The 15608-nt window shown below is 42.8% G+C and carries 5 protein-coding genes; 2 read left to right on the top strand and 3 right to left on the bottom strand.

Annotation, left to right across the window (positions count from 1 at the left end):
* Positions 1–3: 3 nt before the first annotated feature.
* The 3 genes from GO495_RS16795 to GO495_RS16785 all read right to left on the bottom strand — a co-directional run bounded on the left by GO495_RS16795 (position 4) and on the right by GO495_RS16785 (position 13008).
* Positions 4–9267 (bottom strand): non-ribosomal peptide synthetase, encoded by a 9264-nt coding sequence (locus tag GO495_RS16795; RefSeq protein WP_157300874.1) that lies wholly within the window; start codon positions 9265–9267, stop codon positions 4–6.
* 80 nt (positions 9268–9347) lie between these two features.
* Positions 9348–10574: a glycosyltransferase gene (locus GO495_RS16790; protein WP_157300873.1), complete on the bottom strand. Its 1227-nt coding sequence runs from the start codon at positions 10572–10574 to the stop codon at positions 9348–9350.
* Positions 10575–10581: 7 nt separating this feature from the next.
* Positions 10582–13008 carry an outer membrane beta-barrel protein gene (locus GO495_RS16785; protein WP_157300872.1) on the bottom strand — a complete coding sequence of 809 codons (2427 nt, stop codon included), beginning with the start codon at positions 13006–13008 and terminating at the stop codon, positions 10582–10584.
* A 654-nt stretch (positions 13009–13662) separates the two neighbouring features.
* Here GO495_RS16785 and GO495_RS16780 point away from each other — a divergent pair.
* Both GO495_RS16780 and GO495_RS16775 read left to right on the top strand, forming a co-directional pair.
* Positions 13663–13941 (top strand): hypothetical protein, encoded by a 279-nt coding sequence (locus GO495_RS16780; RefSeq protein WP_157300871.1) that lies wholly within the window; start codon positions 13663–13665, stop codon positions 13939–13941.
* Positions 13942–14302: 361 nt separating this feature from the next.
* A complete protein-coding gene (locus GO495_RS16775) occupies positions 14303–15607 on the top strand; it encodes a S8 family peptidase (protein WP_157300870.1) in 1305 nt (434 codons plus the stop codon).
* Position 15608 lies beyond the last annotated feature (1 nt).

The raw sequence follows: 15608 nt of genomic DNA, 5'->3' as shown, positions 1-15608 counted from the left end.
GTTCTAAATTGTAAATTCTTCAACGTCTCCTGTCTCAACCGGCTGCCCTTCCTGTAGCCATTTAAGCCCGTCAATAGCAACTGCCAGTTCTTCTATTGTTTGCAGACGCATCAGGTCTTTTACAAGTATGGGGGCACCGAGTTCCTGTTTGATAGCTGTACGGATCTTCATCAGCGACATACTATTACCGCCTAACTCATAAAAATTATCTGTTATACCGATCTGCTGATGATGAAGGACCCGGCGGAAAATAGCTACCAGACTTTTCTCCGTTTCACTTACAGGTGCGATGTATTCTGCACCTGTGTTCATCAGCTTATCCATTGGCGCGGGTAAACGGGTACGGTCTACTTTCCCGTTTTTTGTAAGTGGCATGCTGTTTAGCTGTACAAAGTAAGCAGGTACCATATAATCCGGCAGGGTTTCTGACAACTCACGGCGTATACCGGCCACTGTCAGCGTATCACTGCTCACGATATAGGCAACGAGGCACTTTTGTGCATTAGCAATGATATGCGGCACCACAATGGCATCTCTGATCCCTTCTGTCTGTAATAGTATATGCGCTATTTCGCCGGGTTCTACACGGTAACCACGGATTTTTACCTGCTCATCTATACGGCCTGCAAATTCGATGTTCCCATCGGGTAACCAGCGGGCAAGATCTCCCGTGCGGTACATACGATCTCCGGTGAATGGGTTTGTAATGAATTTTCCCGCCGTCAGTTCCGGACGATGCAGGTATCCCCGGGCTAATCCGGGACCACTTACACACAACTCTCCCGGTATGCCAACCGGACAAAGATTCATGTGTTTGTCCACAATGTAACAGCTGGCGTTTGGCACCGGCTTACCGATGGGTGGCAATTCGTGACCAGGGTGATGGCCAACCGGATAATATGTTGTGTATACCGTATTTTCCGTAGGCCCGTACATGTTAATCAAGCGGAAGGAATAGCTGTCCTGTTTGTTCAGTTTTGTCTGATCTCCTCCTGTAAGCAGATAGCGCAACGCACTTCCCCTAAAATGTTCTCCACTGGTAAACAGTGGCAGCATACCGGTGGTTACGAACGTATGCGTGATTTTATTATCGATATAAAAGCGAGCCAGTTGCTCTTCTTCAAAACGAATGTCTTCTCCCAGAATATAGATACCGGCACCATTCAGCAGTCCTGCATAAATTTCCCATACAATGGCATCAAAACTAACAGAAGCCATTACACAACTGCGGCTGTCTGTGCTTATTTCATAGTCCCTGGCATGTGCCGTACATAAACTTACAATGCCTTCCTGCACAATGAGCGTTCCTTTCGGACGACCGGTAGACCCCGATGTATAGATCACATAGGCCAGGCTCTGAGGGGTTGCGTCACTGGTAACATCTTCTTTGGAACAAGCAGCTATCTGTTTCCACGCAGTATCCAGTACTAATATATTCACAGTTGTTTTAACTGCGCCGGCTGTAGCAGCTACCGCCAGTATCATTTTCACGTTTGTTTCTTCCAGCATCAACTGTTTCCGCTCTGCCGGGTAAGCCGGATCTACAGGTACATATGCTCCACCTGCTTTCAGTACCCCCAGTATTGCAACGATCATCTCTGTACATCTGCCTATGCAAACAGCTACCATATCTTCATGACCAATGCCATGTGCCTGTAAATAATGCGCTAACTGGTTACTGCGCTCATGTAACTGAAGATAAGTAAGGGACTGATCCTGAAAAACGACCGCCGTATGTTGCGGATACAATTTCACCTGTTGCTCAAAAACAGCCGCTATAGTCTTGTTTTCCGGATAATTTGCCTGACTGTAATTAAAGTCTCTCAGCAACATTGTCTGTTCTTCCGGTAACAGATAATTATGCGCATACACCGGTATTTCCGGAGAAGTTGTCAGTAATAGCATTAACTGTTTGAAATGTTTTATCAGTCCGGTTACATAGTAATGATCATAGATATCTGTATTAAATTCCACCCGCATATCCAAACCAGCATTCGTTTCTACGAACAGGAAAACAAAATCCGACTTCGCAGCACATACACCTTCATCAATGACCGTATCTCCGGATAATGCAGATTCCTTTTGCTGTTGCTGGTTCTGCAAGGCCAGCATAACATCGAACAAAGCAGAACGGGCAGTATCACGCTGTAATGAAAGCTCTTCAACAAGTTTATCAAAGGGATAAGCCTGGTGTTCATATGCCTGTAATGTTGCTTCCCGTACATTTTCCAGTAATGTTTGAAAATTGTCGCTTCCCTGGAAGCGTGTACGCAGTGGTAGCGTGTTCACATAAAAACCCACCTGGTTTTCCAGTTCAGGATGATTACGTCCTGCTACAGGACTACCGATGATAATATCCTCCTGCCCACTGTAACGATATAGTAAAACATTGAGCACGGATAGTATTCCCATAAACAGCGTAGCGTTATGCTCCCGGCAATACGTGTGTAAATGCGCGGTTGCGGCGTTACTAATGTTTGTAGCTAATATGCGGCCATTATATGTTTTGATAAATGGTCTGTTATGACTTGCGGGTAATTCCAATACCGGTAATTCTCCTGCAAACTGTTCCCGCCACCAGGCTCCTGATAACTGCATTTGCTGTGATTGCTGCCACGCAGCATAATCTTTATACTGGATAGACAATGGCGTTAATACTACAGGTTTGCCTCCTTTCAATGCCTCATAAACAGCAAATACTTCCCGCTGCAATAACTCCATAGACCAGCCATCACTAATGATATGATGCATATTAAAACTGCATACACAACCACCTGTAGCCAGCATTAGTAAACTTACACGTAATAGCGGACCATGTGCCAGGTCGTACTGCCTGTCCATTCCTGCCCGTACATATTCCAATGCTGAAGGCAGATCTGCTGTAATTCCATGCTCCAACCGGAATAACTGCTCATCCATTGGCAGTACTAACTGGCGAAGCACACCATCTGCATTTTCACGGAACACAGTACGTAAGATTTCATGACGGGCTATTATTTTCAATACAGCCTTTTCAAATAAACCGGCATCATAAATTACAGGTAATACTAAATGTCCTCCAAGATGATAGGAACGCGAGGCCTCTTCCAGCTGACTTAAAATCCATATCCGCCGCTGTCCGTCAGACACTGCGTAATCCGGGGATATGCCCACAGGAAGAATAGGCGTATACTCTCCGGCTGCGCTGCCGGTTAATAACTTTGCATGTGAAGCGATCGTGGTATGCCTGAATAACAAGGGCATTGACACTTTTACATGGTATAATTTCTCATACTGATTGATCAGTTGCATTAAACGCAAACTATGTCCCCCCAGTTCAAAGAAATCTGCTTCCACACTGATAACATCATCTTTCTTTAATAATTCCTTCCATAAAACACTTAACCCGGTTTCAAGACTGGTACGCGGTGCTACATAGGCGGAAGCAATTATACTGTCCGGTAAAGGCAATGCACGACGATCTACTTTACCACTGCCCGTCAACGGAAAACTTTCTACCTGTATGATCCTTACCGGAACCATGTAATCAGGTAAACGTTGTTGTAATGATTTCTTTAGTAATAACTCATCACATGTACCTTCTACATACCCCAGTAACATATCATTATGTACTACCACAATGGCGGCTGTAATACCCGGTTGTTCTGTTAACACATGTTCTATCTCGCCTGGTTCTATACGATAACCACGTAATTTTACCTGGTTATCCATACGTCCTATATATTCAATACTCCCATCTGACAACCATCTAACCCTGTCGCCGGTCTTATATAACCTTCCACTCCCTTTAAATTCATCTGGTATAAAACGCGCTGCTGTCAACTCGGGTTGATTATGATAACCTCTTGCCACCTGCACTCCTCCTATGTATAATTCTCCGCTGATACCAACCGGTAACAACTGTTGTGAATCGTCCAGTACATACAATTGTGTATTACTTACCGGGCCTCCTATAGTGATCAATCCTGTATCAAACGGAATATCATAATAACTTACTTCTACGGATGCTTCTGTGGGACCATACAGGTTAGACAATGGAATAGCAACCTGTTTATACCAAGCGGTAACAGTACTTAAAGGCAAGGATTCCCCACTGCAAAATACACGACGCAATGAACGCAGATCAGCTCCTCCACCCATATCTGTATTGATAAAACTTTGCAGCATCCCAGGCACAAAATGCGCTAAGGTGATCTGATGAGAAGCTATCAGCCTTCCGATACGTTCCGGTGAATAAACATCTTCATCTTCGCAAAGAACAAGACTGCTCCCAAAACACAATGGAGTGAAAATTTCAAATACAGATACGTCAAACGTGAAATTCGTTTTCTGTAATAATTTATCGCTAAGGGTATAGGCATAATGTTTTGCTCCCCATGCCAACCGGTTTAACACACTGCGATGTTCTACCATACAGCCTTTAGGACGACCCGTAGAACCTGATGTATAGATCACATAAGCAAGAGAACTATCCTGCTGCAACATTTCAGGAGCAGTAACCGGATAGGACGACTGTACTAATTCAAAACGTTCAATCTCTTCCTTGTCTAACACGATGCGACTACCACTATCCGCTATCACATAGTTAATACGTTCTGCAGGGTGAGAAGGATCTACCGGAACATAAGCACAACCTGCTTTTAATACTGCCAGTAATGAAATAATCAGCCACTCACTGCGTTGTAAACATACTGCTACCAGTTCTTCCGGCCGAAGATCATATTCTGCAAGCAGGTAATGTGATAATTGAGAAGATAAAACATCTATTTCTGCAAAACTGAAAGAGCGATCGCGGAAATACAAAACAGGGTGTGAACCATGTAATTGTACCTGTTCCCGGAAAAGTGATACCAGGGTATGACCCTGTTCTACAGGAACAACTGTATTATTAAATACTTCCAGTAATTCTTTTTTCTCAGCAACTGATAGATAGTCAAGCCGGGAAAGTGGTATTTCAGGATGTGTAGTAACTGCCTTTATAATAGAGCAGAAATGCTGCATCATACCAGTCACAAGCTCTTTTTCATAGATATCTGTATTAAACTCTACTTTTAGCTCAAGCTGATCAAAGTTTTCCACGAAATTGAAAGTAAAATCGAACTTGGCAGCAGCTATTCCCTCATCTGTAATAATATTTTCTTTTACAGCATCCTGCTGTTGCAACACATCCTGCCGGTTATGCTGATTATGCAGCACCAGCATTACATCAAATAAGGCAGAACGGCTGATATCTCTTTTTAGTGATAACTCTTCAAGCAGGCTATCAAACGGATATGACTGATGATCGTAAGCTGTAAGGGTAGTCTTCCATATTTTTGCTAATAATTCCGTAAAGTTGTCGGTACCGGCAAAACGGATACGTAAAGCCAGTGTATTCACATAAAATCCTACCTGTTCTTCCAGGTCCGTATGATTCCGCCCTGCTACCGGTGTACCAACAATAAGGTCTTCCTGTGCACTGTAACGATGTAATAAGGTAACCAGTACGCCGAGTATACCCATAAAAAGGGTACAGTTATTCTGCTGGCAAAGGGTCCGGAGCGCAGCAGTATCGACGGCACTGATCATTGTGGCCAGTATACGGCCGTTATATGTTTTAACGGCAGGGCGGCTTTTTCCTGCCAATAATTCCAGTACAGGAAGTGTGCCGGAGAGCTGCTGCTTCCAATAATCGCGCTGCGACGTCTGGTTACGGAGAATTGCCAGTTGCCAGGTGGCATAATCCTTATATTGTATCCGGAGAGGAGGCAATTGTAATGGCTTCTTCTGCACCAAAGCCGTATAATGTGCAAACACTTCTTTATGTAGTATTTCCATAGACCAGCCGTCGCTGATGATATGATGCATATTGAACCAGCAGAGAGAACGGTTATTTTTCAACCTGATCAAAGCAGCACGCAATAACGGACCTCGTGTAAGATCAAATATTTTATATGCGGCGGCTGGCAGATCATCCGGCTGAGCAATATCTTCCAGTTCAAAATCACAATCGTCAAGTACTACCTGCCGGGGTAAACCAGTACTGTCTTTCCTGAATACAGTACGCAGTATTTCATGCCTGTCTATTACCTGCCGGATAGCCTTTTCAAAAAGGACGGGGTCCAGCCTTTCATCCAGCAGCAGGTTGCCCTGCAGGTGGTAGGAACGGGAAGCATCATCATCCTGACTGAGTAACCATATGCGCATCTGTCCATCTGATAACTGGTAGCTATCTGCTTTTTGTGTAACAGGAATATCATCACCGGATATCATAATCTTGTTCTCAATCAGTATCGCATGAGATATAACAGTAGTATTGCGGAATAATTCTTCTATAGAGATTGTTGCATGGAAAGCCGACTCATACTTATTCGCCAGTTGCATGATGTTTAAACTATGGCCCCCTAAATCAAAGAAAGAATCATCTGTGCTGATATTCTTTACTGATAAAAACTCCTGCCATATAGCACAAATCTCTTCCTGCAGAGTAGTGGTGGGCAGACATATGTCATCATTAGTATTAATCACAACCGGAATATCAAGTAATGACCGCGTATCTGTTTTACCACTCTGTAACAACGGAAATTCCGGAACAGTTACCCATACTTCCGGTATCATATGAGCAGGTAGTTTGTCTTCCAGTAAACCGCGCCATTGTTTGCGGGTAAATTGTTTATTACCTGCATATTTCACATAAGCCACCAGTGCCGGTATATTATTAATATCCACCACCAGCACCCTTGAGTCTTCCACTCCTTCGGTTGCATTAACAACCGTTTCAATTTCACCGGCCTCTATGCGGTATCCACGGAAACTGAGCTGGGAATCTATGCGGTTGCAGAACAGAATGTTCCCATCCGACTGCATGATACCTATATCTCCTGTACGATATAGACGTTCAGCTAACAGCGGATGCCAAATAAATCTTTCTGTTGTCAGCTGAGGCTTACCTATATATCTGGTTGCCAGTCCGGCCCCTCCCAGGTAAATTTCTCCCGGTATGCCAAAAGGCTGGGGATTCAGCGAAGTATCAAGAATATAAACAGATCTGTTAGAGATCGCCCTGCCTGCAGGAATAGATATATCACCCGGTTGCACTTCATAATAGGTAGCACATACGGTACATTCTGTAGGGCCATAGGTATTATATACTTTTAGCGGCAACTGCAATAACCGGTCTATATCCGTCATCCTAAGCACATCTCCTCCACTGATAACAATACGCAGCGATGCAGGCATTACTGTATCGTTAAGATACCGGAGGACCAGCGGAGTGGTACTCAGTACTGTGATTTTCTCAAGAGAAAGTAACCGCTGCAAAGACTGTACATCCCTGCGGTTTTCGAGGATACATAACCTTCCTCCCACTGAAAGTATAGGAAAGATCTCTTCCACACTGGTATCAAAACTGAAAGAGGATTGTTGTAACACGGTATCTGCAGCCGTTAATGCAAAATATTCACGGAATGTACATACATAATCTGCCAGTGAACCGTGAGAAATGACAACACCTTTGGGTTGTCCGGTGGATCCTGAAGTATAAATAATATAACATGGATCTTCCGGTTGCGGGTAAATATCTGTACAGATGGCAGTATGCTCATACTCTTCTATACAGATGATTTCACGAGCAGGAATACCAGGATTCACATCGCGGCTTGTTAGCACAATATCACATCCTGCATCATCTACTATATAAGAAATTCTTGAAACCGGGTAATCCAGGTCTGCCGGCACATATACCATACCAGACAACATGCTACCCAGGATACCAATGATCATCTTTTCATTACGGGGTAATAACAATGCGATGTAACCGCCCTTTTTATAATAACGGCTAGCCTGAATAACAGCAGCCAGCTGCCTGGATTTGCTGTCCAGTTGAGCATAAGTAAGTCCTGTAACAGCTATTGCGGAAGCATTTGTTACTACGGAAGCAGCCCACATTTCCTGAAAAGAACTAAACGGGTATTTGCGAACAGGGCCTCTGCCTGCCTGTAAAATTTTCTGCTGCTGAGCCTCACTGATAAGCGAAATACTGTGTACAGGTTTATCGGACGTAAGAGTGAGGATAAGATGTTCCAGGCTTTCAGATAACTGATGCGCCATTTCCCTGCTTACATAGTCAGTATTGCAGATCATGCGGATATCAAATCCTTCGCCATGATAATCGCGCACGTATATTGCCAGCGGATCAGTTTCAGCAGGATTTGAAAATGCAGTAGCGGTAGCATGCAGTCCTGCAAATGAAGATGTAAAATCAAACTCTTCGTAAGAGACCCTTACATGATAGAGCAGTTTATGTTGCTGTTGCAGGTTAAGGTCGCTCACAAGGTTACCGAACTGGTAACGCTGGTGGCGCAGGAAAGCAGACATCCTGCTTTTCACTTCAGCAATCACTTCCTGCAACGAATTACTTGTATGAATGTTAAACGGAAGACATAGGAGGTTCATAAATACTCCTGCCGTTTGCCGGTATATTTTTTTAGTACGGTTTAATACGGGCACCCCAAAAGCAATTCTCTCATGACCGCTGGTCTTTGATAAATAGATCAGCAACAGGCTGATTATTACCTGAAAAAGCGAAGCCTTATTATTATCTGCAATCGTCTTCAGCTTTTCCTTTAAAGTTGCGTCAAGCTGTAATGTTTCAACAATCGTATTTCCGCCGGTACGCTTAGGGAAAAGATCTGCAGGAAGAGTACTGAACTGTTCCATCCAGAATTGCCTGTCGGTCTTTGCCATATCAGACGCATAATACGCTGCATCTTCCTGTGTATAGTTGCTGTACCTGTATTCCATTACGGGTAATGGTTCCCCGCTGTAAATACCCGCAGCCTGGTTCAGGAGCAGGCGGAACGACCAGCCATCGCTGATGAGGTGATGAATTTTTGCATACCAAAAGTGTTGCGTATCTGATATTTTCAACAGTTTAAAACGGAAGAGCAATTGGTTTTCCATCACAAACGGCAATAAAAAATCGTGCTCCATCCATTGTTTCGCGGCGTCTGCCGGCGAAGATGCATGAGAAAAATCAATGACTTCCATCCCGTATCCGTCAACCGGGGGATTAACCATACAGGTGACCAGACCAGCAGTATCAAAGAATACAGTACGGTATACTTCCTGACTGTTTAGTACTTCGTTAACGGCTTTATTGAAAGATGGATAAGACAGTGAGCCTTCAAGAGAAGCATAACCACCTATATTATATTTAGAGGAACGCGGGGCAATAAGCTGATCCAGCCATATAAGTTGCTGCGAAACCGTGCACGTTAACGGACTCATAGTAAATTTTGTAAATAGGCCAAACAATACCGGTTGTACTGAACCGGAAATAATACTTAAAAAACAAGAAATGATAATATTTAAATCAGCATCACTTTTTTGTTTGTAAAAAACTTTTCTTCAATGGAATCTATCACTTTCTGTGTTGACTGTTGATGGATAAATACCTGTTGCATATCAACTACTCTGTCCCTTATTTCATTATTCTGCAGAAGCTGCAACAGGTCTTCTTTCAATTGTGAAATCTCTAAATCCCGCAAATCAGCGGCAAGTCCCAGTCCGTGGTAAACAATACGCTTTGCATTCGAAGGCTGGTCGCGCGTGAATGGTATAACCAGCATAGGAACACCATAAAACAAACATTCCTTTACTGTGCCAAGTCCTCCGTGGATAATGGCTGCTGAGGCAACAGCAAGTATATCTATTTGTGAAATCCATGACACAACTGTTACGTTGGAGGGAATCTGTCCCAGCACTCCCTTGTCTGTTTCCGGGCCAATAGACAATACCATTTCCAGGTTGTCCATCCCTGGCATCGTCATTATTGCTATCAGCTGCTTTAAAAGGTCTGTTCCCTGCTTACCATAACTTAACACCTGAGAACCCAATGAAGCGAAAATAAGGGGCTTCCCAGCTGTTTTACCAAGTATTCCGGTAACCTGTGGATCATTCGAAAGACTGGTACGGATACACGGTCCTATATAAATGCGGTTATCTTTTATGGCAGTTGTATCAAAATCGATTTCCTGCGGGCAGGCTACCAGTTCTTTTAACTGGTCCAGTGGAGACGCCAGCTGTTCCATAGACCGGATATCAAGCCCCTGCTCATCCAGCCACTCCAGGAATTCCGAAATAAGATCCGGAGATGTCCGGAGCAGGTCTCCTATACAATCCAGCGAAAGCGTAACTCCGGGGTCCCTGAGATAAGTGGTAAAAACAATGGGCCGGATATTAAAACGGTAATAAAGCAGCAGCAGATCTATCCTGAGAAACGTACTTACAATATAAAGATCGGCCTTCAGTGTATCCAGTATATGTTGATATTGGCTTACCAGTGTTGAAAGGCTTTCATTATTTTCTTCTATTGGCCGTTCGTGCCGCAGCTTGTATTGCTCCCTGTAACCTTTAGGATACTTCTTTTCGAAAGCAGGTACAAAGCCGAACCCTTCTTCTTTTACCAGCATTTCATTATCACAGATGCTCAGATACACCACTTCATGCCCTTTGTGCTTCATTGCATGTGCCAGTGAAAAAGATGGAAGAATATGCCCTTCTTCCGCATCCATAATGATTATGATCTTTGCCATACCTGTATCAGTTTACCCTGTTGTCAATTTCGTTGGCACCGGTTTCTCTTTCTGCTCTGTTCTTCACTTTAGTATTACCGAAATTATAAGTATAGTTCAGTCTGATCACCCTTGGCTCATACCGGTAAAGAATCTTTACATCCAGGTTATTAGCAGGCTGATACAGGGTTAATTTATCAATGTTGGTCCAGAAGATATCATTTATATTCAAACGGATATTTCCTTTGCCCTGCTGTATTTTGCGTTGAATGCCCAGGTCTACGGAACCGGCGGCGGCAGTCTTTGAGATACCTGTAATGCTTGGTGTACGGTATAACGTTGATAACTCCAGTGTAAATTTGGCCGGTAGTTTAAAACGTTGTACAACATTCACACGTGCAGATGTCTGACGCCGGACGAAATTTTCATCCAGGTGACTGGTTTGCACTTCACGGTAACTACCAAGCACGTTCAGTTGCAGGTTCCACCACTGTATGATATTAACCGGTGCAGTAAATATCAGTGAATAGGTATTCCTGTATTTCAGGTTAAGTGTGGTCAGTATTTCCACACTGCTGCTGTCGTTTATAACAGGCTGCCGTTGTGCAAAAGCGTTTGACTCATGACTGTATTGCAGGGAAAGCAGATAACGGTCATATTTATAATCCAGTTTTATTCCATCTGCAATAGCCGGTAATAAAGCTGCATTACCATAGTAATAAGCCGTAGGATCAAGAAAGATAACAAAAGGAGCCAGGTCACTGAAGGCCGGACGTGTAATTCTCCTGCCGTAAGAAAACTGGATCGTATTTTTCTTATTGATATCGTGTGCAAAGAAAAAAGTAGGGAACAGGTTACTGAAACTTCTTGAAAGAGCAGTTTTAACATCCGTTCCTTTCAAAGAAATATCTGCATACTCATAACGCAATCCTACATTTAAACGGGTACTCTTACTGAATGTCGTATTCAAAGCAGCATATACAGCCCCGATGTTCTCATTATAAGGTGCAGAAACAGTAAATCCGGGTACATTAGCCCATTTACCATTCGATAATTCATCTAAAGATACATCGTTGGTAAACTTTGAAAACGAGCCTTTTGCACCTGTTTCCAGCTCCATCTTTTCACCGAGTTTCTTTGTATAATCCAGTTTTGCTACCCAGATATTTACAGGTGTATGCTTTTCGGCACGCAGGTTAGAGTCAATTACTACAGCGTCACTCTCATTAAAATAACGGTTCCTGTAGGTAGTAGGATTACTATTATTATAATATAAATAATCCGCATCCAAACTCAATGTACTTCCATCGGTCCAGCTATACGCCAGATAAATATTACCTGCCAGATTTTGCCAGCGGCTAGTTTCATGATTATTTATTTTAATGCCACCGGAAGAGATATTATTGGTATCTATGCTTACAAGGTTATCTGCATCCATCACCCATTTATTACTATAGGCCGATATATAACCACCTATTGTCAATTGCTTATTTACCATATAATCCATCCCAAATAAACCGGAATAATTAGTTGTAACAGGATCTCTTTCGCTCACAGTAGCGGTACCCACATTATCACCGGCAGAATGCACCATCCTTGAATTTTCAAAATGTTGTTCTGTATGATTACGATAAAAGGAAAGGTCGAGATAAGTATTTAATTTTTCTGTGCGGTGGTTGAGGTTAAGGCCTACGCCTGCTTTCTCATGCTTTCCATAACCCAGGATAATATTATAACTGCCTTTGGTACCAAGATCGGCAGGTTTCTTTAAAATGATATTAATGATACCACCATTGCCGGATGCTTCATAACGTGCACCTGGATTGCTGATCAATTCAATCCTGTCAATGTTGGAAGAACTCATGCTGCTCAGCATCTGAATTACTGCATCCATAGGTAACCGGGAAACTTTTCCATTGATCATTATCTGTACACCATCCCGTGCATTGAGGGAAATACTGCCACTCTGTCTTTCCACGCTTACACCAGGGGAACGTTCCAGCACATCTATAACGGTGCCGCCTGCTGTAGCAATATTATTACTCACATTCACCACAAGACGGTCAATCTTTTGTTCGTATAATGGCTTCTGTTCAATTATTTCCACCTGTTTCAGGTTACTGACAACAGTGATCAGTGAAATACTACCCAGTTGCAGTGCAGTATCTGCCCCTGTGAAAGAAAAATGTGTATCCTTTCTTTTGTAACCTGTCATACGCACAGAGATCACGCCCTCTTTTGTTTTTATCTGATCAATTCTAAAATAACCATTTGCATCTGTTAACACACCTTTGATCAATAAAGAATCAGCAGGTCTCAACAACAATATGTTGGCAGCGGGAATTGCCTGCCCCTTGTCGTCTGTCACTCTACCTTTAACGACCGATTGGGCCTGAGACGTTTCTGCAAATAAAACAATAACTGAAATAAATAGGGAGAATAGTCGTGTGATCATAGTGTGAATTTTGAATCCGGCTTTCAACAGTTAAAATATAACCGGAACAGCATTTACCTGCCTTGCTGGTACACAGGATTGACATTAGTGACAGTGCATAACTATGCATAACATAAGCGGCAGCTTGCTTTATAAATAATAAGTTTAGTTTTTATTAAATTCCCAGGGTGTATCTTTAATGATGTTAACAACAGTAGACAGATATTTTACCAGTTATAATGAGATTTAGTTATTAAACAATAATGGATTTCCGGGTTAAGAAGGGCTTAATCACTCTCTAAATGTTGATAGATTTCAGGGCCTTCATTTTTCATAATAGAGTCCGTAAATTATAACATAATTCGGATCTAACAAAAAAAAGTTGTCCTGTTTGAAAGTATAATTTTGATCAAGCTATTATGGACAATAATCACACAAGCAATTATTTAGTTTGTCTTCAACACAGCATAGTACTAAATTCAAGTACCGGTAAACATTCAACAAACTGCCGAAATCCTGCAAATTAAATATCCTGCCATTCATAAATTCATTTTTAAAAATCCGCAACTCATGATCTCATCATTTGCGAAACAGGAATTTCTTTTCCGCTGTTTTTTTTTGATACATGCAACATAAAAAAATTTCATAAAGAAGCCAGCATTTCCAACATACAAAGTGATTTCAGAGATACTTATTCTTTTCTTACACTGGAATTCTATCAGCAACCTCAAGCACTCTTTCCGCTGGATAGATATCAGCAAACAATGCACTGCGGCACAGGTAGAACAGGATTTCATGCATCAACCAGGACTCAGGGTACAGGTAATGCGTAAATCAGGTGGAATGTGGGGGCAAACTACCAAAACAGACCACCGGACTTTACAGCAGTTAAGTGAGGAAGCAAAGCCGGCAGAAAAATCTATCTTCTTTTATCCGGAAAAACCGGCAGAATAGTTCATGGTGGTATAAATAACAGGAACATATTTTCCATTATAAAATTTCATACTACTAATGATCTTTTGTTATTTTTTTTGGTAATCCCAAAAATATTCCTAGCTTCATATTCCAGACCCCGATATTAGTTCGCACCCCAAATTGATTTTCCATGTGTGTTTTTCGAGTCATAACTATTATGAACTATCTCGGATCTGTCTGAATAACTAATCACAATATTTAATTTAAAAATCATCATTAGTGTTAGCAAGGCGCTGTACTAAAGTCGTTCCATAGCCCCATAAGCTGCTGCCATAGCAGAAATACCGATCATATTTTTATTGGCGTATAACGTAATAGTTATGCGATCACTACCGTATGTATGAAAGAGCATTTGATCATTAAAGTAGTAGCTGATGTGCAGGACCAAATCCCCGCACAGGTACCTTACTGGCTCGACTTTATCAATGATAAAACAACCATCGTAGAACGGTTTCACCCTGAGATCGACAAGGTATTTGCTGCTAATAACTATAAGTTCTGGACCACCCGGGAATACAAACCCCATACCCGCGGCGAATGGAGCCAGGATGAAATGAATGCCGGCTTCCACCTCACCTATCGCCTGATACTACAACAGGATGGAAAATTGCCGGATAACCTGATCCAACAAATAAAACAACTCCCTTTTGTCGCAAGCCTGAGACCTTTACAAATAGGCACCACAGAATTCCCCGGAGAAGTGGCAGGTGCTATGACAGTGGTAGCAACTGATCCCGGCGATATGATCTATCTGCCTTACGCAAAGGAATGGACAAAAGGAGTAAAAAATATACGTGTAGCCGTTTTAGATACAGGCGCATACTTCAATCACCCCGAACTGGAAAATAAAATCGTACTAAGAAAGAACTTCGTAGACCTGCAGGGACTCGATACTTCCTCCTTCATCGGAGATGTACTGAATATTGATGCGCTGCCGGAAGACCAGGTAGGACACGGCACCCATGTATCCGGTATCCTGGCAGCCAAAGGATTAAGGATGAATGAAGGTGTATGCCCCTCCTGCAGCCTTATGGTAGTAAGAGTATTAGCGGCCATGAAAAGCGGGAACCGGATAGTAGGCGCAGGCATCATAGATAATATCAACAATGGTATCAAATGGGCCGTAGACAATGGCGCAGATGTAATCAATATGAGCCTGGGGATTAAACACTCCGGGGGCGGGCTCCCCCACGAAGATGTGGTGAAATACGCACTCAGTAAAAATGTGACAATAGTAGCAGCCAGTGGCAATGATGGTACCGACGAAAAGTACTATCCGGGCGCACTGGACGGCGTATTTGCAGTAGGCGCCGTTGATAACACCGGGCAGGTAACCGGCTTCACGTCCTACGGAGCCAACATCACCGTTGTAGCTCCTGGTTCCAACATCTACAGCTCTTACCTGAACAATGGTTATGCACTGTCTTCCGGCACTTCCCAGGCCTCTCCCTTTGTAAGTGGTTCCGTGGCATTGCTGAAATCCTATGCCTATGAAAAAGGCAAAAAACTGACACACGAGGAAATCAATTATATACTCAGAAACACATCCGACAGGCTTACCAGCAAAGTAAGGGATCAAAAAGCCGGTTACGGCTTACTAAACCTGGCAGATTCATTCAAACTATTAAACGCTATTTTATCATAAA

Source organism: Chitinophaga oryziterrae (assembly GCF_009758125.1).
GTDB classification, from domain to species: Bacteria; Bacteroidota; Bacteroidia; order Chitinophagales; family Chitinophagaceae; genus Chitinophaga; species Chitinophaga oryziterrae.
The sequence above is the reverse complement of the archived record's forward strand: the minus strand, read 5'-3'. Positions and strand labels throughout refer to the sequence as shown.